Source organism: Pseudomonas sp. R5-89-07 (genome assembly GCF_003851685.1).
Taxonomy (GTDB): Bacteria; Pseudomonadota; Gammaproteobacteria; order Pseudomonadales; family Pseudomonadaceae; genus Aquipseudomonas.
This window is the reverse complement of sequence record NZ_CP027727.1, coordinates 2,275,184-2,296,218: the sequence shown is the minus strand read 5'-3', so window position 1 is coordinate 2,296,218 and position 21,035 is coordinate 2,275,184. Positions and strand designations below refer to the sequence as shown.

Here is a 21,035-nt window from a genome sequence, read left to right as displayed (position 1 = left end):
AGGCAGACGCCGGGACGATTGAGGGCAGGCGCATGATTTTGATAACGGGCGGTGCGGGATACATCGGTGCGCATGTCGCAGTGCAATGGATGGGGCGAGGCGAGGACGTGTTGATCCTGGATAATTTGTGCAACAGCGAACGCTCGGCCATCGAGCGCATCAGTACCCTGGCTGGCAGGCCCCCAGGGTTTGTCTACGGCGACGTACGCAACCGGCGCTTGCTCGACACGCTGTTGCGCGACTACCCGATTGACGCGGTGGTGCACTGCGCAGGGTTGAAAGCCGTCGGTGAAAGCGTGCGCGAGCCGTTGCGCTATTACGACACCAATGTCGGCGGCAGCGTGGTGCTTTGCCAGGCCATGGCGCAGGCGGGTGTGTTCAGGCTGGTGTTCAGTTCATCGGCCACCGTGTACGGGGACTGCACGAGCATGCCCATCAGCGAGACGTGCACCACCGGGCAGCCGACCAACCCGTACGGCATGTCCAAATTGATGTGTGAAAACGTGATGAAAAGCGTGGCCGGCGCCGACCCGCGCTGGTCGATAGGCCTGCTGCGCTACTTCAACCCCATCGGCGCCCACGCTTCCGGTTTGCTGGGCGAGGCACCGACCAGTACACCGAATAATCTGCTGCCCTATTTGCTGCAAGTTGCCAGCGGCGAACGTCAGGCGTTGTCGGTTTACGGCCGAGACTACCCAACCCCGGACGGCACCGGCGTTCGCGATTACATCCATGTCGTCGACCTGGCGCAGGGCCATACCTGCGCGCTCGAAGCGCTGCGCGAGCGGCGTGGTATCAGTGTGTGGAACCTGGGAACGGGGCGTGGGTATTCGGTGCTGGAGGTGATCAAGGCTTTCGAAAGAGTCACCGGTGTGCACATACCCATGACCTTCGAAGCGCGCCGGCCAGGGGATATCGCCTGCTGCTGGGCCGACCCGCAAAAGTCAATCGAAGAGCTGGGCTGGCAGGCGCGTCACTCATTGGAAAGCATGCTGGCCGATGCCTGGCGCTGGCAGTGCAACCAGCATCGGCATGAGGAGGTGCGGCAGGCCAATTAATGAACGAGCTGCCCCAATACGCAGAGACAATATTGGGGCTATCTCCATTAGTGAAACGAATCAGCTACGACAAAAACCTCGATTATGCATAAATGCATTTTTCTGCTTGACCCGAAGGAAGGACCCTTCTAAAGTGAACTCACTGTATATAAATACAGTATTCAACCAACCTTCATGGACGAGGTTTTCCCTATGAAAAGCACCACCGCGACATTTGGTAAAACACCCCATCAACCCAGCCTGTGGACTCGCGCCGATGCGCTGAAAGTGCACGCAGACGATCCCACCACCACCCAGCCACTGGTCAGTGCCGACTTCCCGGTCCTGAGCGACAAGGTGTTTATCTGGGACACCATGCCGCTGCGTGACCTCGACGGCAATATCACCTCCGTCGATGGCTGGTCGGTGATCTTCACCCTGACCGCGGATCGTCACCCGAATGACCCGCAATACCTCGATCAGAACGGTAACTACGACATCACCCGCGACTGGAATGATCGCCACGGTCGGGCAAAGATGTACTACTGGTTCTCCCGCACCGGCAAGGACTGGAAACTCGGCGGCCGAGTCATGGCTGAAGGGGTTTCGCCGACGGTGCGCGAATGGGCCGGCACGCCGATCCTGTTGAATGAGCAAGGTGAAATTGACCTGTACTACACCGCCGTCACACCCGGCGCGACCATCGTCAAGGTGCGTGGTCGCGTGGTGACCACCGAGCATGGCGTCAGCCTGGTGGGCTTCGAGAAGGTCAAGCCGCTGTTCGAAGCCGACGGCAAGATGTACCAGACCGAAGCGCAGAACGCCTTCTGGGGTTTCCGCGATCCGTGGCCGTTCCGCGACCCGAAGGACGGCAAGCTGTACATGCTGTTCGAGGGCAACGTGGCCGGCGAGCGTGGATCGCACAAGGTGGGCAAAGCAGAAATCGGCGACGTGCCGCCGGGTCATGAAGACGTCGGCAACTCGCGCTACCAGACCGCGTGCGTCGGTATCGCCGTGGCCCGAGACGAGGATGGCGACGACTGGGAAATGCTGCCGCCGCTGCTCACCGCGGTCGGCGTCAACGACCAGACCGAACGTCCGCACTTCGTGTTCCAGGACGGTAAGTATTACCTGTTCACCATCAGCCACACCTTCACCTACGGCGACGGCGTAACCGGGCCCGACGGGGTATACGGTTTTGTCGCGGACTCGTTGTTCGGCCCTTACGTGCCGTTGAACGGTTCCGGCCTGGTCCTGGGCAACCCCTCTTCCCAGCCGTTCCAGACCTACTCGCACTGCGTGATGCCCAACGGCCTGGTGACCTCCTTCATCGACAGCGTCCCTGCTGGCGAAGACGGTAAACAGATGCGCATCGGTGGCACCGAGGCACCGACCGTCGGCATCAAGATCAAAGGGCAGCAAACATTCGTGGTCGCCGAATATGACTACGGGTTCATTCCGCCGATGCTGGATGTGACGCTCAAGTAAAGCCGCTCCATTGCGCCGTTGTTTGAGAGCGCTCTTGAACAACGCGCATTAACCCACCTGCGCCGATGTGCAGAATCTGGCAGGTATCTATTTCTGAGACACACAACTGCTGAATCGATTGCAATTAGCAGTGCAGTTCTTATTCTATTTTCGTCCTGCCACTCTCCTCATCTAGGCTAAGTTCCATTCATTGGACAAAACTCAGCCCAAGGAAGGTGACGAGTGAGCAAGCAGATTCTTATTGTCGGTGGCGGTGTAGGCGGCACGATGCTCGCCAATCAACTGGTCATCAAGCTCTATCCAGAGATTCTGCGCGGCGAAGTAGCGATTACCCTGCTATCGAATTCCCCTGATCACTTTTATAAACCTGCCTTTATGTACGTGGCCTTCAATCAGTTCTTTCAAGAAGAACTAAAGCGCCCGGAACGGTCATTGTTACGTCCAGAAATTGACTTTCACGTCGATGAGGTCACTCGCTTCGAATTTTCGAAGCAGCAGCTGCAAACCCGCAGCGGTAAACGCTATGTTTATGATTTTCTGGTGATTGCCACCGGCTGCGTTCCGGCCCCTGAGCGCATTGAGGGGCTTAAAGAAGCAGGTGATCATTTCTATCAATACCCGGCAGCGCGGCAATTGGCCGAGCGTTTAAGTACCATCGAAAAAGGCCGGATATTTATCACGGTATCCTTTCCCAAGACGCCTAACGTGCCACACCAATGCGGTATCGCACCGGTCGAGACCACGTTAATGCTGGATGATTTTCTGCGTCGTCGTGGTGTCCGGGACAAAGTTGAAATCATTTATACCTATCCCACCACCGCCCAACTGCTTCGTAATTGCCTTTTTCTACAGCGTCCGACCGGCGAGATTCTGCCGAGTCTCTTTGAGCAGAAAAACATCCACTTTCAGCGCGGGTTCACGTTGAGCAGGGTTGATCCGGACCGGCGCATCGCCTACTCCGAAGAGGGGGACGAGCAGCCCTTCGATATTCTTATGGCGACTCCACCTATTCGCGCGGTAGACGTGGTACTTGAAAGTGGCGCCTCACAGGCCGAGAACCATGAAGGCTGGTTGCCGACTAATCATGAAACGCTGCAGGTGTACGGGCTTGAAGGGGTCTATGTGATCGGCGATACGGTGGATCTGCCTGTCAGTAAGGCAGGAGGCGCTTGCCACAATCAAGCCCCCGTCATTGCCAATAATATTGCCGCCGAAATTCGCTTGGGCAAACCCTGTGCGGTGTATGACGGGCGTGTCCAGGCGGTGGCGCAAATGGGGCTCAATGCAGGCATGCCACTTTGGTATGACTATGCCCACGATGTGCTGCCAACCCCACCGAGCAAGCTGGGTGGCCTGTTGCGCAATGGATTCAATCGTGGCCTCTATTGGGCGGTAGCTCGCGGAATACTTTAAGGCGGCGTAACAAGGAAGGAGTCAATAATCATGGATGGGCTCAATCAATCATCGGCGACCAATCCTTCAGCCAATGCCCGATCACCTGACCAGAATGCCGGGCTCGAAGCGCTGTTGATCAAGCTGCAACCGTTGCTCGACGGCGGGCGCATGGACAACATCGTCGATGCGCTTGCTCTAGTCTCCGATCTTGTCGACCTGCTTGACGCTGCCCTGGTAGAAAAACTTGCCCGGGTATTCGAGGAGACAACTGCCGTGTCCTGGAGTGTTGGAAACGCGTTGCGTATGGCCAAAGCCGAGACTGCTGCACAAGCGGCTCCCCCCAGCCTCTATGGGCTGCTGTCACTGCTACGTGAAAGGGACACCCGGCGCGGGGCAGAACTCTTACTCAGAACGCTGAATGTCATCGGAAGACAACTTTGAACGAAAGAACCGCTCATCATTGGAGCGGTCTACGGCGTATGTGAAGGCATTGTGGAGCAGGGCCGACGTCAAGAACTATGCGCCCCTTGCCGCTCACATATGCAAGGAAATGAAGTCCACAAAACAGCGCAGCTTGGGCGTAATGAAGCGGTTCGGCGGCCACAGCACGCTGAAGTGGATGACGCGGGTGACCTCTTCGGTCAGCACGGCCTGCAGGTTGCCGGACTCAAGCGCTGCCTTGACGGCAAACTCCGGCAGGCAGGCAATGCCACGCCCCTCCATGGCAGCGTTGAACAACATGTCGATGTTGTTGCAGACCAGTACCGCCCGCAGATCCTGCGCGCCGTTGTGGGCTTTGTCCGGTAGCGGCCAACGCTCAAGCTTGCCGGTGGAGGGCACCCGGTACAACAGGCAGTCATGATTGCTCAAGTCACTGGCGTCAATGGGCGTACCCTGGGCCTGGAAATAGGTCGGGGCGCCCACCAGCAGGAAACGAAAAGCACTCAATCGCCGCGCCACCAGACGCGAGTCATTCAATTCACCGGTCCTGACCACCGCATCGAAGCCCTCCTCCACCACATCCACCAGTCGATCGCTGAAGTCCAGTTCCAAATGGATGTCCGGGTATCGCTTGGCAAAGCTGGACAACAAGGTGAACAGAAACTGCCCGGCCAGGGGCAGGCTCACGCGCAGTTTGCCCCGAGGTTCGCTGTTGGTGCTCGACAGCTCCAGCTGCGCCGCTTCCAGCTCATTGAGCACACGCTGGCAGCGATTCAGGAAAAGCATGCCTTCCGCCGTCAGGTTGATGCTGCGGGTACTGCGATGAAACAGCCTGACGCCCAGGCGCTGCTCCAGGCGCGCAATGCTTTTACCGATCGCCGATGAAGACACGCCCAGCTGCCGTCCAGCCGCGACAAAACTGCGCGTTTCGGCGACCTGTACGAAGACCGAGATTCCGCTGAGGTTGTCCACGCTTTCTCCTTGAATTTGCGCGTTGGATTGCGGAACGAAACGTCCGATGTGTCCGGAATTCTAGCCTCTGTTTCCGCTGCCGTCTGCGACCTAGCATGGCGACGTCCATTACAGCAGGGAATCGCGATCATGACCGTCAAAGAAACCATTCAATTATCCAGCGCCACCGCCACTGACCCCATGCAGGCGCGAATCGACGCTGCCCTCAATAGTGCCATCGAAGACAAACGCCTGGTGGGCGCCGTGGTGCTGGTTGCCCGGCGTGGCGAAATCACTTATCGCAACGCCGCAGGTCTGGCGGACCGAGAGGCTGACCTGCCGATGCGCACCGACGCCTTGTTCCGGCTCTCCTCGGTGACCAAACCTATCACCTCGGCCGCCGCCCTGGCCTTGGTTGCCCAAGGCCGTATTGGCCTGGATGATCCTATCGCTCGATGGCTACCAGAGTTCCAGCCAACCCTGTCGGACGGTACGCCCGCGTCCATCAGCGTACGCCAGTTACTCAGCCATACGGCCGGCCTGGGCTACGGATTTCTCGAAGCCCAGGGTGGCGGCGCGTATGCGCAGGCCGGTGTGTGCGACGGGCTTGAACGTGCGCCGCTGACCCTGGAGGAAAACATCCGGCGGCTGGCGACCGCACCGCTGCTCTATCGCCCTGGCACTGATTGGGGTTACTCAATCGCCACCGACGTATTGGGTGCCCTCATCGCCAACGTGTGCCAAACCAGTCTGGCTGACGCGATCGATCAACTGGTGTGCGAGCCACTCGGCCTGTCCGACACCCGTTTCAACGTCGTCGACACCGCCCGCCTGACGGCCGCGTACCTCAATGCCGCTCCCGCGCCTCGTCGCATGAATGGCGTGGAAGTGATCGAGGTTTTCGAGAACACCGCAGGCATCCGGATGGAGGCGGATCGGGCACTCGATAGCAATGCCTATGATTCGGGAGGCTCGGGGATGATCGGCTCCGCGGAAGAATTCCTGACGGTGCTCGAAACGTTGCGCCAGGGGGGCGGGCCGCTCATGCCAGCGAGCCTGGCGAAGGAAATGGGCACCGTCCAGACCGGCAGCCTGGCGCTCGCCAATTGGCCTGGGCGTGGTTTCGGCCTGGGGTTCACCGTGCTGGCTGACCCTGCGGCGGCACAATCACCGGAGTCCGTCGGCACCTGGCGACTGGGCGGGGCTTACGGGCACTCCTGGTTTGTCGATCCGGTGCAGCAGATCACTGTGGTGGCGTTCACCAACACCGCCTTCGAAGGGATGTTCGGGCAGTTCACCGTCGATCTGTGCAATGCCGTTTATGGCGCTGACTGAAGTAAGTCTCGCGCCGCGTTAAGGAGCCCATGATGAAAAGACCGGCGTGAAAGCCGGCCTTCATGCGAATGCAGTTTGAGTTGTCCAGCTTTGTTTTGGCTACCTGCCCCATGGAATTGAGCAGGCACTTCGGCTTCCGACCGTGCCATGTTCTTTATTGAAAGGTATCGACTCATGACGCATTCACGCCTGTACCACAGCTATGCAAACGTGCGCCTGGACTCCCTGACGGGGTTTCGATTTGTCGCGGCTGCCCTGGTGTTCTTCTTCCATGCCTCACTGACCAAGATCATCGGCTTCAATCCGTTTGCCGATCAAGAGATCATCGCCCGCTTCCAGCGCCTGTTCAGTGTAGGCGGCTGGATTGGCGTCTCGTTTTTCTTCGTGCTCAGTGGCTTCGTCATCACTTGGTCGGCCCGCAGGAACGATACGCTCGGGGCGTTCTGGCGCCGGCGCCTGGTGAAGATCTATCCCAACCATGTGGTCACCTTCGTCCTGGCGATGATCGTGTTCGCCGTACCGCTGACGGCCGTCAGCGCCTGGCTGCCCAACTTACTGCTAGTCCATGCCTGGGTGCCGGACATGTCGGTATTCCTGAGTGTCAACGGGCCGTCCTGGTCGCTGTGCTGTGAATTGACGTTCTACCTGGCATTCCCGTTTCTCTTGCGCGCGTTGTGGAAGGTCCCGGAGGACCGGCTCTGGCTGACCGCCGGCCTGACCGTCTGCACGATGGCCGCAACTCACTGGCTCATCGCCGAAGTCGTCAACAGTACGCCGCAGATCGTCGAATACCCGATCTCTCTGAATCAGTGGTGGTTGGCCTACTACTTTCCGCCGCTCAGGCTATTCGAGTTCGTGCTCGGCATGTTGATGGCGCGGATCCTGATGGCCGGCCGCTGGATTGCCATTCCGTTGGCACCGGCCCTGGCATTGGCGACGGTAGCCTACTGCCTCGCAGGGGAAGTGCCTTTTATGTACAGCCTTTCGCTGACGACCGTGGTCCCGATTGCCTTACTGATCACCAGCCTGGCTGCTGCCGATGTTGCGCAACGCAAGTCCTGGTTTCGTCATCCGCTGATGGTCTGGCTGGGGGAAATTTCGTTCGGCTTCTACATGATCCACCTGCTGATCATGATGTGCGTGACCTCATTGTTGGACGGACAACGTTTTTCCGTTGTACCGGCGTCTCTCATTCTTGCCGCCACGTTCTATCTGTCACTCCTGGGTGGCTGGCTGCTGTTTGTCTTCGTTGAGCAGCCTGTCATGCGGCGCTGGGGCAAGGCCAAGCCGATGGAGCGGCCATTGAGTGTGCCCCAGGTCTGAATTTTTTCATTAGAAAGGATGCTTGCCATGTCATCGTTTATTCGCAAATGGGCCGGCGTGCCCGCTTGGGCACTGGGCGCATTGGTGCTGCTGGCACTTGCCGGTGTCGCCATCAGCATGCGATCGCCGGTTGCCCAGGCGACAGCCGCCCCCCCACCGTTGCCACAGGTGCAAGTGATGACGGCCTTGACCCGGGATGTCGTCGATTGGCAAAGCTACACTGGCCGCTTGGTCGCTACCGACACCGTGGTCATAAAGCCTTTAGTGGCCGGTACGCTGATCAGCGTGCACTTCAAGGATGGCGCGCTGCTTCGCAAAGGCGACCTGATGTTCGAGATTGACCCTCGCCCTTATGCCGCCACGCTGCAACAAGCCCAAGCTGCGCTCGTGGCTGCCAGGTCGATGGGACTGTTTGCCCAGAAAGAGCTCCAGCGCTACGAGCATCTGATTACCAGCAATGCCATCGCAAAAACCGACCTGGACAAGCGCGTACAGAGCGCCAGCGAAGCACAGGCCAGGGTCAATGAAGCCCAGGCCAGGGTAGAGTTGGCAAGATTAGACTTGGAACACACCCGCATTCTCGCGCCGTTTGACGGTCGAGCTTCACGCGTGGAGGTCACGCCGGGAAATATCGTTGACGTGGGCGAACGCTCCACCGCGCTGACAAACCTGGTGTCGATTTCGCCAATCTACGCTGACTTCGATGTGGATGAACAAACCTTCCTGCGCTATCTGGGCAACCGCCCGGCGGACGACCCGGTCCCCGTCATGCTCGGCTTGGCCCATGAAAATGGCTATCCGCGCAAAGGCAACCTGAGCTCCCTGGACAACCGACTGGACACCCGCTCAGCCACGATCCGGGTCAGGGCAAGTTTCGACAATAGCAACGGGGAGCTGCGCCCTGGCTTGTTTGCCAGGGTCCTGCTGCCAGGCAGTGCCAGCCACACCGCGACCCTGGTTGACGACAGCGCCATCGGCACCGATCAGGACAAAAAGTACGTGCTGGTGGTCGATGCCGATGACCGCGTCCAGTACCGGCAGGTCAAGCCCGGGATACGCCAGGGCGCGCTACGCGTCATCGACCAGGGCATTGAGCCCGAGGAGCAAGTCATCGTGAGTTCCTTGCACCTGGCGACGCCGGGCACCCGCGTTGCTCCGGTACGCATGCCGTCACAACCACAGGCGCAGCAATGATGAATATTTCCGGATTCTTCATCGACCGTCCGATTTTTTCTGGTGTTCTCAGTGCGCTCGTGTTGCTGGCCGGCGTGCTGGCGCTGACGCGGCTGCCGGTGTCGGAGTACCCCGATGTGGTGCCGCCGTTGATCGTGGTAAACGCACAGTACCCAGGCGCCAACCCCAAGGTAGTGGCTGAAAGCGTTGCCGCGCCACTGGAAGAACGCATCAACGGCGTGGAAGGCATGCTGTACATGCAATCCCAGGCCAACAGCGATGGCACCTTGGCGATCAACGTGACGTTCGCCCTGGGTACCGATCCCGACAAGGCTCAGCAACTGGTGCAGAACCGCGTCTCCGAGGCACTGCCACGTCTGCCTGCCGACGTGTTGAACCTGGGCGTCACCACCAGCAAGTCGTCATCGACCCAGACCCTGGCGATTCACCTGGTGTCACCCAATAATGAATACGACGCCAACTACCTGCGCAACTACGGCATCTTGAACATCAAGAGCCAGCTTGAACGCATCCCAGGCGTCGGCGAAGTACGCATCTGGGGCGGCGGCGATTACGCCATGCGTATCTGGATCGACCCCGACAGCGTGGTACAGCGAGGCCTTACCGCCGGCGAGGTGGTACAGGCCATTCGAGAACAGAACATTCAGGTCGCAGCCGGCGTCATAGGCGCTTCGCCGATGAGCGCTGGCGTCCCGCTGCAGCTCTCGGTCAACGCTAAGGGTCGGCTGAAAACCGAAGAGGAATTCGGCAATATCGTGGTCAAGACCGTCCCGGATGGAGGCGTTACGTATTTGCGCGACGTGGCCCGGATCGAATTGGCGGCGTCAACCTACGCGCTCCGCTCGCTGGTTGACGGGCAACCGGCGGTGGGCTTCGGGGTGTTCCAGATGGCGGGCGGCAACGCGCTGGACATCTCTGCCCGTGCCCGGCAGATCATGGCTGAGGCCAAGGCCGATATGCCGGCAGGCGTCGATTACAAAATCGTCTTCGATCCGACTCAGTTCGTTCGTTCCAGCATCAATGCGGTGATCAGTACCCTGTTCGAAGCCATCGTGCTGGTCGTGCTGGTCGTCATCGTGTTCCTGCAGACCTGGCGTGCCTCGGTCATTCCATTGCTCGCCGTGCCCATCTCCATCGTCGGCACACTGGCGTTCTTGCTGGCGTTCGGATTTTCCATCAATGCTCTGTCGCTGTTTGGCCTTGTCTTGGCAATCGGTATCGTCGTTGATGACGCGATCGTGGTGGTGGAAAATGTCGAGCGCAATATCAGCCAGGGGTTGTCCCCCCACCTGGCGACTCACCAGGCCATGGCAGAAGTCAGCAAACCGATCATTGCCATCACCCTTACGCTGGTTTGCGTATTCATTCCATTAGCGTTCATGCCCGGTCTCTCCGGCGGGTTCTACCGCCAGTTCGCTTTGACCATCGCCATTTCCACGGTGATCTCGGCGTTCAATTCGTTGACGCTTTCCCCCGCCCTGTGCGCCCTGCTGCTCAAGCCACACGGAGCCCCGAAGGATCGGCTGGAGCGCGCGATAGACAAAGTTATGGGGCGTTTCTTCAAGGGTTTCAATCGTTGGTTCAAGCACGCCGAGGACCGCTATGGCGCCGGCGTACAGGGTGTCCTGGCACACAAGGGCAGGACGTTGGCGTTATTTGGCGTTCTGCTGTGTGCCTGCGCATGGCTCAGCCACACGTTGCCGACGGGGTTCGTTCCGGCCCAGGACAAGGAGTTCCTGGTAGGTTTCGCCCAACTGCCCGCCGGAGCCTCGCTGGATCGTACCGAGCAGGTCATTCAGCATATGAACGATATCGCGCTCAAGCATCCTGGCGTTGCCCATACCCTTGAGTTTCCTGGAATGTCCGTCAACGGCCTGATGAACTCTTCCAGTTCGGGGATCATTTTTGTGATCCTCAAACCCTTTGTCGAACGCTCCGGCGAGGCGTTGGGGGCGAGCCGTATCGCGGCGGACCTCAATGGCGAATTCAGCAAGATTGCGCAGTCCTTCACAGCGGTCTTCCCGCCGCCCCCCGTTCTGGGTCTGGGAACACTTGGTGGATTCAAACTGCAGATCGAGGACCGCGCCAGCCTGGGTTATGTTGCCCTCGATAGCGCGGTCAAAGCCTTCATGACCGAGGCTGCCAAAGCGCCGGAGTTAGGCCCGCTGTTCTCCAGCTATCAGATAAACGTGCCCCAACTGGACGTCGATCTTGACCGGGTCAAAGCCAAGCAACTGGGCGTGTCAGTGACCGACGTGTTCGAAACCCTGCAGATTTACCTGGGGTCCTTGTACGTCAATGATTTCAACCTTTTCGGACGTGTCTACCAGGTTCGTGCGCAGGCCGACGCCCCCTTCAGGGCCAACCCGGAAGATATTACGCGCTTGAAGGTACGCAATGCATACGGTGCCATGGTGCCCCTGTCGACGTTGTTGTCGGTCGATCCCGGCTACGGGCCGGAAATGGTCGTGCATTACAACGCCTTTACCGCGGCGGACGTCAACGGCGCACCCGCGCCTGGTTACTCCTCGGGCCAGGCAGAAGCAGCCATTGAGCGCATCGCCAGGCAGACTCTGCCTCAGGGTATACGCATGGAATGGACCGATCTGACCTATCAGCAGCGGCTGGCCGGTGACGCAACCGGCTGGGTACTCGCAGTTAGCACGGTACTGGTATTCCTGGTGCTGGCGGCACTGTACGAAAGCCTTTTGTTGCCGCTGGCGGTGATCCTGATCGTGCCGATGGGTGTGCTCTCGGCCTTGGCAGGGGTATGGCTGACCGGGGGCGATAACAACATCTTCACCCAGATCGGCCTGATGGTGCTGGTGGGACTGGCGTCGAAGAACGCCATCCTGATTGTCGAGTTTGCAAGGCATCTGGAAAGCCAGGGGCATGCCCCCCTTGGCGCTGCCTGGGAGGCCAGCAAGCTGAGACTTCGACCGATCCTGATGACCTCGATTGCCTTCATCATGGGCGTGGTACCCCTGGTGATTTCCACCGGCGCCGGAGCGGAAATGCGCCAGGCAATGGGCGTCGCGGTGTTCTTCGGCATGCTGGGCGTGACCGCATTCGGACTGCTCTTCACCCCCGTCTTCTACGTGCTGGTTCGCAGCATCGGCCGCCGGCTACCCCAACGCCAATCGATTCCCATTGCGGACACATATATCCGTTAACACCGGAACTCCAGCGCGTTTTTCTGTATTGGACGCGCCTCTAGACTGCAAACGTTCCTAATCCTTGCGAGAAATGCCATGACACGTGTCGTTCGATTCCATGAGTATGGTGATCCAGAGGTTCTGCAGATCGAAGATCTACCGGTCCCCCAGCCAGGCCCTGATGAGGTCCGCATACGCGTAAAAGCCATAGGCCTGAACCGCGCCGAATCAATGTTCAGGCGCGGCCAATATCTTGAACAGGCTGAGTTTCCCAGCCGACTGGGGTATGAAGCGGCAGGAATTGTCGAAGCCGTCGGTGACGCCGTTCGCGACTTCGATGTTGGTGATCCGGTCAGCCTGGTTCCTCCTTCCAGCATTGCTCAATGGGGAACCTACGCTGAGCAGGCCGTAGTGCCGGCGGCAATGCTGGTCCGGCATCCCGACACACTCAGCATGGAGCAGGCCGCTGGCATCTGGATGCAATACCTCACGGCCTGGGGTGCGCTGTTGCCCGTGGCCGGGCTGGTCGCAGGGGACTTCGTGCTGATAACCGCGGCATCGAGCAGCGTAGGCCTGGCCGCCATCCAGATCGCCAACCGGGTAGGGGCGATCCCTATCGCAGTGACGCGTGGCGAGCAGAAAGTGCGCAAATTGCTGGCCGCCGGTGCTGTCCATGTGATTGTCAGCGGCGAAGAGGACTTGGCCTCACGTGTCGCGCAGATTACGTCCGGAAATGGCGCTCGGGTTGTCTTTGATCCCGTGGGCGGCCCGGCTATCGAGCCACTGGCGGACGCCACCCGTCGCGGCGGCATCATCATCGAGTACGGGGCGCTGAGCAGCGAACCCTCGCCCTTCCCTCTATTCACCGTGTTGGGAAAAAGCCTCACGCTTCGGGGCTATCTGCTGCACGAAGTCGTCAACGATCCCACCCTGTTTGCCCAAGGCAAGGCGTTCGTCTCCAGCGGCCTGGTTGATGGCAGTCTGTCCCCGGTGATCGCCAAAAGATTTGCCTTCGACGAAATCGTCAAGGCTCATCAATACCTGGAAGCCGGTGAACAGTTCGGCAAAGTCATCGTGACCCTGGAGGACCGGCCATGAAAATGTTCAACCCGTTATTCTTCATTGCCCTGGGTTTGTTCGGGGTCTACACCATCGAGTTCGGCGTGGTCGGTATTTTGCCGGTGATCGTCGAACGCTACAGTGTCAGCGCCTCCGAGGCGGGCTATCTGGTAGGCCTGTTCGCCCTGATCATTGCGGTATTCGGTCCCTTCATGGTGCTGTGGCTATCGCGCTACAACCGCAAGCGGATCCTGACCCTGTCGCTGTTCATATTCGCCGGCTCCAGCGCCTTGTCGGCTTACGCGCCCGATTACGGAACACTCGCCGTGCTGCGGATCATTCCAGCGTTTTTCCATCCGGTGTATTTCTCGCTGGCATTTGTGGCGGTGGTGTCTCTGTATCCCAAGGAGCAGGCTACGCAGGCGACGGCCAAGGCGTTTGTCGGCACCAGCATGGGCATGGTTCTCGGCGTACCTATCACCACCTGGATCGCTGCACGTTTTTCCTACGAAGCCGCGTTTCTGTTCTGCACCGCCGTCAATGTGATCGCCGGCCTGGGCATCATCGCCCGGTTACCCGACACCTTTGCCGGGCAGCGCACGCCTTACGCCGAACAACTGGCTATCCTGCGCAAACCGACGTTGTGGCTCAATATCCTGGCCTCCACCCTGATCTTCGGTGCAATGTTTTCGGTGTACTCCTACAGTGCCGAATACCTGTCTCGCGAAGCCGGCATGAGCGGAGAAGTGATCAGTGCCATGCTGATCCTGTTCGGCGTGGGAGGCGTCGCCGGTAACCTGCTTGCAGGCCGCCTGCTGTCCACCAACAAAGTGGGGACGACGCTGATGCATCCGATCATGCTGGGCGCGTCGTACCTGATTCTGCATTTCTTTGCCAGTCCAGCCATTTTGCCGATGATCCTGATCGTGGTTCTGTGGGGCGCCACCCACACCAGTGGCCTGATCGTGACCCAGGTCTGGCTGACCTCCGAAGCTCCGGAGGCGCCTGAGTTCGTGACAGGTCTGTATATCTCGTTCATCAATCTGGGCGTGACGCTCGGCGCAACTGCCGGCGGCTGGTTCCTGGCACGCATGGGCATGGAAGGAACCATCATCAGCGGCCTGGCTTTCTGCGCACTGGCAGCCGCGACGATCGCGACCAAGGTGCTAGTGTACGGAGCACGACAGCCAGATCTTGCGCCGGAAACCCAAGCGGTTTTGCACTAAAGTCATTCATTGAAGACCGTGGCAAGCCACGGTCTTTCTCGAACTCAGCGGAGTTTCTATCGGTCAAAACCACTCGGACGGAGCCACGATATGGATGTTAGCAGCATCTCACCTACTGCCACACAGGCCGTCGATTTCCCTGTAGACAGCACCCAGTTCGACTGGGAAAACCTTCGATACTTCATCGCCTTCGCGAGGATACGATCCCTGGCCGCCGCAGCGCGGTCCTTGAACGTCGAGCACGCCACCGTATCGCGACGGATAGCCGCCCTCGAAACGGCACTGAAGATACGCCTGGTGGACCGACGCAGCCATCGGTACGAGTTGACCGACAACGGCGAACGCATCGCCCAGTTGGGTAACCGCATGCAAGAGACCGCCTGCGCCCTTAGCCGCGCAGTCTGCGCAATCCGCACCGACAAGGTCGCGGATATCACCCTTAGCGCGCCGCCCCACCTGACCACACATTTCATCGCCCCCCACCTTGGTCGGTTACGGGAACAATGCCCGGACGTCAACGTGCGGATCCTGTCCAACCCGCGCATGGCTTCCATGGCCAGGCGTGAAGCCGATATCGCGATCAGCGTTGGGCGACCGACCGAGACGGATCTGGTGGTGCGCAAGATTGGCACCCTCGACTTCGGCTTCTTCGCCGCACCTTCCTATCTTCACAACCGCATCGCCTCAGCCTATGAATTCATTGCCCATGACGATGAACATGAACCCTCCCCTCAGCGCATCTGGCTGGAAAATGCCGCAGGCCAGCGGCCGGTGGTACTCAGGGTCAAATCCTTCGATGTGCAGGCCGAAGCGGCCAGGGCGGGGGCTGGTATCGCGTTGCTGCCTATTTTCATGGCCGATGCCCCAGGCGGTTTGCAAAGGGTTCCAATCGAAGAGCGGCCGTTACATGCAGAGCTATGGCTGGTGGTCCATCGCGACATGCGCACTGCCCCCGGAATACGGGCAATGATGGACTTCATCATCGATTGCTTTGCACAGCAACATCGCTAATGAGGTCTGGCTCTACTGGGAAATTTTTAACAGTCGCTGTTAAAAACAACCTGTTTACAACCTGTAGGATATTGCCCAGTATCGAACCACGTCAGGCAAACGCACTCTCGTTTGAACCATGACTCTGCAAACCGTTATTTTCTTATAATAATAATCCCCCTGCCCGTACGACACTTAACGCTGCCTTTGCTGGTAGATCGTTATACGTACCCGGCTGCGCAAGACATTGTGACTCCTGGTTAACTCTGCTTATTCGAAGTAAAGCGGCACACTTGCGTGCCTTCGAAACATGATAAAGGGACTGTATTCATGAGCCAGATAAAGATTATCGATGTCACGTTGCGAGATGGTGGGTACCGTAATGATTTCAACTTCACCGTTGATTACGCCCAGTCTGCAATTTCTCAAATGATCGAAGCCGGCATCCCTTACTGCGAAATCGGTTATCGCAACGGTTCGTTCGTGCGCAAGCATGAGCACGGGCTGACGAGTGCTGTCGATGCCCGGTACCTGAGCGCGGCCCATGCCGCCGCCGCGGGTCGGATCGACTTATGCGTCATGGTGCACCCGCACAACGTCGACGCCAGTGATTTTCAACTGCTTCAGGAACACGGCGTGTCGATGATCAGGGTGTGCCTGCGTCGCGACCGCCTTGAGGACGGGTTGGCCACCGTGCGGATGGCCAAGGCCTATGGCTTTCAGGTAAGCGCCAATATCACCCATGTCACGACGCTGGGGCCAGGAGAAATCTCCGACATGAGCTTGCGCGCGGAAAACGCCGGAGCGGACGTGCTGGTGTTCGCGGACTCCAATGGCAACATGATTCCGGCCGACGTCGACCGGCTGATCACGCGGATATCCAGCCGCGTCCTGATTCCTCTGGGCTTCCATGCACATAACAATCTGTCCCTGGCACTTTCCAACTCCATTGCCGCCATGGACGCCGGAGCCGAATACATCGATGCGTCCATTTGCGGCATGGGCAAGGGAGCCGGCAACCTGCACCTGGGGGTTTTTGTCGCCTATCTGCACCGCGCGGGCATTCGCAACGACTACGACCTGGTGAGTGCCCTGCACTTATCCCAGCACACCGCTGACACCGTGCCAGCCAGCAGTCTTCCGTTGTCGCTGACGGATGTCTTGATGGGCACTTACAACATGCCGTTCGATGTTCAGAATCGCTTGGATGAAGTGATAAAGGCACACCGCCCAGCTTCAACTTTCCACGCCTTGCAGATATTGCATGAACAAGGGAACCGCAAACCGCAAAAATCCATGCATCCATTACCGACCACGTTGTCGCCCACGCTCGCCAGCGGAGGTGTCCGCTCATGAGCCAGCGCCAAAAAGTTTGTGTATTGGCAGGCGACGGCATCGGCATCGAAGTCACCGAGGCAGTATTACCTTTATTTAAAGCCCTTGACTTACCCATTGATCTGACGTTTGGAGATATCGGTTGGAGCTGTTGGCAGAGGGAAGGAAATTGCATTCCGGAAAACACTTGGAACTTGATCAATGAAAGTAATGCAACGCTGCTGGGAGCGATTACCAGCAAACCGCTTCGTGAGGCAGAAGCTGAACTTCCTTCATCACTCAAGGGTACCGGCCACGTATATGTCTCACCGGTTATCCAACTTCGCCAGCAACTTCGGTTGTTTGCCAATGTGCGGCCTGTTACCGATGTACTGGGCGATAACCGCTATCGTTTTTCGGTGATTCGGGAGAACACCGAAGGCCTGTACGCGGGGCTTGATTTTGCCAGCATTCCGCAGGCATTCGAGCCGATACTGGCCGAGCGCGAGCGCAATGGAGCACCGTGGACCAGAGAGAGCTGCAGCGATGCCACGATGACGGTGCGCCTGCAAACACGCGCAGGGCTTTTACGACTGTTCCGCTTTGCCTTCGAGCACGCACGCCAACAAGGTTACGACCGCGTCACCCTGGCGGACAAACCCAACGTCCTGAGGTACAGCGGCGCGTTTGCCCGAGAGATCCTGGAATCAGTCGCCAAGGATTTCCCCGACATCCATTGCAGCATCGATAACGTCGACGCCGTTGCGTTGTGGATGGTTCGACGCCCGGAACGCTTCGGCGTGATCGTGGCGGAAAACATGTTCGGCGACATTCTTTCCGACCTCGGGGCCGGAGTCATGGGTGGCCTGGGCCTGGCACCCAGCGCAAACATCGGGGCCCAGGGTGCGTACTTCGAACCGGTGCACGGCAGCGCACCCGCCTATGCAGGGCAGCACAGGGCCAACCCGAGCGCGATGTTCCTGTCAGTCGCACTGATGCTCGAGCACCTCGGACACGCACACGCTGCCCAAGCGACGCGTAACGCCGTTGCCCAGGTGGCGCGCAGTGACTGCCGCACTTACGACCTCGGCGGAACGGCGAGCACCTTCGAAGTGGCGGCAGCCATTGTCAAGCACACCCTCGAATGGGCGACGTTGCTTGATGGGCAGACTTCCCCGCCGTTCAGAAACCAGGACAAACACGCCCTGAAAAAAGGAGCCCACGCATGAACGCGATCATCTCTCCCGCTGTACACAGCAACGATGCGCTGCTCAAAGCCTGCGAGGCCCTTGACACCGCCAGCCTGTCGGATGCACTCGACAGCCTGGGGCTGGCCGGGGGGTTGGCGGGTCTGAACCAGCAGGTACCGGGAACCCGCTGCGTGGGCTTCGCCTACACCGTGTTATACGAACCTGTACAGGAACGAGGCGGCTTCAGGACCGCCGCCAACTACATCGACGAGGTGCCGGCCGACGCGGTCATTGTTTCCAGCAACCCTGGGCGCACCGACTGCACAACCTGGGGCGACATCCTGACTCACGTCGCGATAGGCCGAGGTATTCGCGGCACGCTGATCGACGGCGCGGCGCGGGATATCGATACGGTCCAGCGCCTGAACTACCCGCTGTTCAGTCGCGCCCGTTTCATGCAATCAGCGAAAAACCGAGTGCAGCTCAAAGCGACCCAGGTACCCGTGCAGATATCCGGGGTCACGGTCAATCCCGGCGACCTGCTGTTCTGTGACAGCAGTGGTTGCCTGGCAATACCTGCGGACAAGGCCGAACAGGTCATCCAACGCGCCCAGGCCGTCGAGCGAACCGAGAAAGAAATCATCCAGAGCGTCAATGCGGGCTCCACCCTGGAGCAGGCGCGCGCCCTGCACCGCTACGACCAGCCATGGCTGTCATCCAAGGAAAAGCAAGCCGGCGTTTGAGTTGCGAATTATTCCATTCATTTGAACGAGTACTCACGACATGACCACTGCAAACGTGTCCATTCGCAAGCCTAACCCGGTGCGCGACAGCCGAAATAAAATCAAACTCGGCGTGTTCGGTTTCAACATTGAAGGGGGCTGCACGCTGACCATCGCCCCGGAACGCCACAGGGCCGCTGACTGGCAGAGCAATCTGGCAATCGCCACCCTGGCCGATCGCGCAGGCCTTGAGCTCTTGCTACCCGTAGGCCGCTGGCGCGGCTGGGAGGGGGCCAGCAATCCGATGGGCGTTTCCTACGAAACCTACACCTGGGCTGCCGGCCTCGCATCGGTCACCGAACAGATCGCGCTGTTCACCACTTCGCACCTGTCCACGGTCCACCCATTATTCGCTGCCAAGCAGGCGGCGACTATCGATCACATCAGCGGCGGCCGTTTCGGATTGAACATGATCTGCGGTTGGTTCGGCCAGGAAATGGGCATGTTCAATGGTCACCAGCGTGACCACGACAAACGCTACGACCATGCCGATGAATGGGTAGAGATCGCTAAAAAGGCATGGGAGGCCAACGGTTACTTTGACTATGAGGGCGAGTTCTTCAACGTCAAGCAAGGCTATTCCGAACCCAAGCCGATCAACCGTCCGTTCCTGATGAACGCCGGCGGCTCTGCGAGGGGGCGCCAATTCTGTGCCAAACATTGCGACGCTGCTTTCCTGATCCTCAAACACGAAGATGACGACGACACCATCCGTGCTCAGATCAAGGCCTATCGCGACCTGGCACGCCTGGAACATGGCCGGGAACTGCAAATCTGGGTGTACGCCTACGTAGTTCACGAAGACACTCTGGACCAAGCGCACCAGCAACTCGACTATTACGTGACCCAACATGGCGACGACGCCGCACTGGATAACGTGACCCGCGAGATAGGCGTACAAAGCGGCATGTTCAAAGACGCCGCGGATGCCGAGCGTTTCCGCTTCCATTTCAAAGCAGGTTTTGCCGGCGTGCCATTGGTGGGCACTTCGCAGATGATTGTCGACCAGATGCAGCGCTGGTCTGACCTGGGCGTGGACGGCATCAACCTGACCTGGCTGGACTACGAACGCGGGCTTGAGCGCTTCGTCAAGGACGTGCTGCCCTTGATGGAGCAAGCCGGCCAACGGGCGCCGCACAAAGCTGGCAGGATCATGGAGGCCGTGGCATGAGCGGATACTCCCAGGCCCGCAGTGCTTCGGGCAACGTTACGGCCTTGCCGATCGCCAGCGACGTCGAGTCTGTCGAATTGGCGGATCAGTTCAAGAACGCCATGCGCAGGTTGACATCAAGCGTGGCGATCATCGCCAGTCGCGACGGCGATGACCCGGTAGGCATGGTCGCGACGGCAGTGATCTCAGTCAGCACCACTCCCCCTGCACTGCTGATTTGCATCAACCGCGGCGCCAGCCTGCACACCCCGCTCATGCTGTCCGGGCGCTTTAGCGTCAACTTGCTGAGCGCGACCCATAGCGCACTGGTGCCGGTGTTCGCGGGCCAGGTCAAAGGTCCTGAACGTTTCGCCCACGGTCAGTGGGAAGACATTCAAGGCCTTCCCTGCCTGGCGGATGCGCAATCGAGCCTTATCTGCACCCTGGACAAACGCCTCAGCTACGGTACCCACGACGTAATCATCGGCCGCGTTGACGCAGTCCGGTTCGCCGAGCCTATCAATCCACTGCTTTGGGAAAACGGTAGCCCGGCGATATCCGCCCGGCTGACGCAATGACCCGCCCCCATCCCCAGGAGAATGACGCATGACTCAGATCGAACAATTCCAGGCACCAAAATCGGGCGAAGACCAGGCCATTTTTCTGGTGAACGTCGTCCATGTGAATCCGGGCCAGCAAGAGGCCGCCCTCGCCGTACTGCGCGATACCGTCCAGTACGTGGCGCAAACCTACCCGGACTTCCAATGGAGCCGGCTGTACAAGAGCCTCGATGGAAAGACGGTCATCAACCAGGCGCAATGGAGCAGCAAGGAAGCGTTCGACTCGTTGTTTCAGGACGAGTCATTCATGTCGCGTTATTCAGGGCTCAAGGACACCGGGACCTGGGAATTTCATCTTTATCAGGTGAGCGACTTCATTCCCCAGGCGCTGACCGCAGCGCTCATTGCCGAGTGAACCCAAAAGCCGAAAACCGGCAGGCCCGCA

The 21,035-nt window shown here is 59.1% G+C and carries 18 protein-coding genes; 17 read left to right on the top strand and 1 reads right to left on the bottom strand.

The window, feature by feature from the left end:
• Positions 1 to 32 precede the first annotated feature (32 nt).
• The 4 genes from galE (at position 33) to C4J94_RS10605 (ending at position 4,361) form a co-directional block, all read left to right on the top strand.
• Positions 33 to 1,058, top strand: a complete 1,026-nt coding sequence (gene galE / locus C4J94_RS10620) for a UDP-glucose 4-epimerase GalE (RefSeq protein ID WP_124386106.1) — start codon at positions 33 to 35, stop codon at positions 1,056 to 1,058.
• A gap of 192 nt (positions 1,059 to 1,250) precedes the next feature.
• Positions 1,251 to 2,525, top strand: a complete 1,275-nt coding sequence (locus tag C4J94_RS10615) for a glycoside hydrolase family 68 protein (RefSeq protein WP_124386105.1) — start codon at positions 1,251 to 1,253, stop codon at positions 2,523 to 2,525.
• Between the two features lie 222 nt (positions 2,526 to 2,747).
• Positions 2,748 to 3,938: an FAD/NAD(P)-binding oxidoreductase gene (locus tag C4J94_RS10610; RefSeq protein ID WP_124386104.1), complete on the top strand. Its 1,191-nt coding sequence runs from the start codon at positions 2,748 to 2,750 to the stop codon at positions 3,936 to 3,938.
• Between the two features lie 30 nt (positions 3,939 to 3,968).
• Positions 3,969 to 4,361, top strand: a complete 393-nt coding sequence (locus C4J94_RS10605) for a DUF1641 domain-containing protein (protein ID WP_124386103.1) — start codon at positions 3,969 to 3,971, stop codon at positions 4,359 to 4,361.
• A gap of 93 nt (positions 4,362 to 4,454) precedes the next feature.
• Here the strand turns inward: C4J94_RS10605 and C4J94_RS10600 are convergent, their stop codons facing one another.
• Entirely contained in the window at positions 4,455 to 5,333 is an 879-nt protein-coding gene (locus C4J94_RS10600; RefSeq protein WP_124386102.1) for a LysR family transcriptional regulator, read from the bottom strand.
• A gap of 129 nt (positions 5,334 to 5,462) precedes the next feature.
• On the opposite strand from C4J94_RS10600, the gene C4J94_RS10595 reads away from it, so the two are divergent.
• From C4J94_RS10595 to C4J94_RS10535, 13 genes are all read left to right on the top strand, one after another.
• Positions 5,463 to 6,647, top strand: a complete 1,185-nt coding sequence (locus C4J94_RS10595; protein ID WP_124386101.1) for a serine hydrolase — start codon at positions 5,463 to 5,465, stop codon at positions 6,645 to 6,647.
• Between the two features lie 174 nt (positions 6,648 to 6,821).
• Positions 6,822 to 7,970, top strand: coding sequence for an acyltransferase (locus C4J94_RS10590; RefSeq protein ID WP_124386100.1), 1,149 nt, complete (start codon positions 6,822 to 6,824; stop codon positions 7,968 to 7,970).
• Positions 7,971 to 7,997: 27 nt separating this feature from the next.
• Positions 7,998 to 9,164 carry an efflux RND transporter periplasmic adaptor subunit gene (locus tag C4J94_RS10585; protein WP_124386099.1) on the top strand — a complete coding sequence of 389 codons (1,167 nt, stop codon included), beginning with the start codon at positions 7,998 to 8,000 and terminating at the stop codon, positions 9,162 to 9,164.
• Positions 9,164 to 12,337 (top strand): efflux RND transporter permease subunit, encoded by a 3,174-nt coding sequence (locus C4J94_RS10580; protein ID WP_124386098.1) that lies wholly within the window; start codon positions 9,164 to 9,166, stop codon positions 12,335 to 12,337. Before C4J94_RS10585 ends, C4J94_RS10580 begins: the two co-directional genes overlap by 1 nt.
• Before the next feature lie 78 nt (positions 12,338 to 12,415).
• Entirely contained in the window at positions 12,416 to 13,417 is a 1,002-nt protein-coding gene (locus C4J94_RS10575) for a zinc-dependent alcohol dehydrogenase family protein (RefSeq protein WP_124386097.1), read from the top strand.
• On the top strand, positions 13,414 to 14,604 hold the full coding sequence (locus tag C4J94_RS10570; RefSeq protein WP_124386096.1) for an MFS transporter: 1,191 nt from the start codon (positions 13,414 to 13,416) through the stop codon (positions 14,602 to 14,604). The genes C4J94_RS10575 and C4J94_RS10570 overlap by 4 nt, the downstream gene beginning before the upstream one ends.
• Positions 14,605 to 14,694: 90 nt before the next feature.
• Positions 14,695 to 15,615, top strand: coding sequence for a LysR family transcriptional regulator (locus C4J94_RS10565; protein ID WP_124386095.1), 921 nt, complete (start codon positions 14,695 to 14,697; stop codon positions 15,613 to 15,615).
• 309 nt (positions 15,616 to 15,924) lie between these two features.
• Positions 15,925 to 16,950, top strand: coding sequence for an aldolase catalytic domain-containing protein (locus tag C4J94_RS10560; RefSeq protein WP_124386094.1), 1,026 nt, complete (start codon positions 15,925 to 15,927; stop codon positions 16,948 to 16,950).
• Positions 16,947 to 18,137 (top strand): isocitrate/isopropylmalate dehydrogenase family protein, encoded by a 1,191-nt coding sequence (locus C4J94_RS10555; protein ID WP_124386093.1) that lies wholly within the window; start codon positions 16,947 to 16,949, stop codon positions 18,135 to 18,137. The genes C4J94_RS10560 and C4J94_RS10555 overlap by 4 nt, the downstream gene beginning before the upstream one ends.
• Positions 18,134 to 18,841, top strand: coding sequence for an RraA family protein (locus C4J94_RS10550; protein ID WP_124386092.1), 708 nt, complete (start codon positions 18,134 to 18,136; stop codon positions 18,839 to 18,841). The genes C4J94_RS10555 and C4J94_RS10550 overlap by 4 nt, the downstream gene beginning before the upstream one ends.
• A 40-nt stretch (positions 18,842 to 18,881) precedes the next feature.
• Positions 18,882 to 20,051 (top strand): LLM class flavin-dependent oxidoreductase, encoded by a 1,170-nt coding sequence (locus C4J94_RS10545; protein WP_124386091.1) that lies wholly within the window; start codon positions 18,882 to 18,884, stop codon positions 20,049 to 20,051.
• The gene (locus tag C4J94_RS10540; protein ID WP_124386090.1) at positions 20,048 to 20,608 is read left to right on the top strand and encodes a flavin reductase family protein; all 561 of its coding nucleotides are present in this window, start codon (positions 20,048 to 20,050) and stop codon (positions 20,606 to 20,608) included. The genes C4J94_RS10545 and C4J94_RS10540 overlap by 4 nt, the downstream gene beginning before the upstream one ends.
• Positions 20,609 to 20,636: 28 nt before the next feature.
• Positions 20,637 to 21,005 carry an antibiotic biosynthesis monooxygenase gene (locus tag C4J94_RS10535; RefSeq protein WP_124386089.1) on the top strand — a complete coding sequence of 123 codons (369 nt, stop codon included), beginning with the start codon at positions 20,637 to 20,639 and terminating at the stop codon, positions 21,003 to 21,005.
• Positions 21,006 to 21,035: the final 30 nt, after the last annotated feature.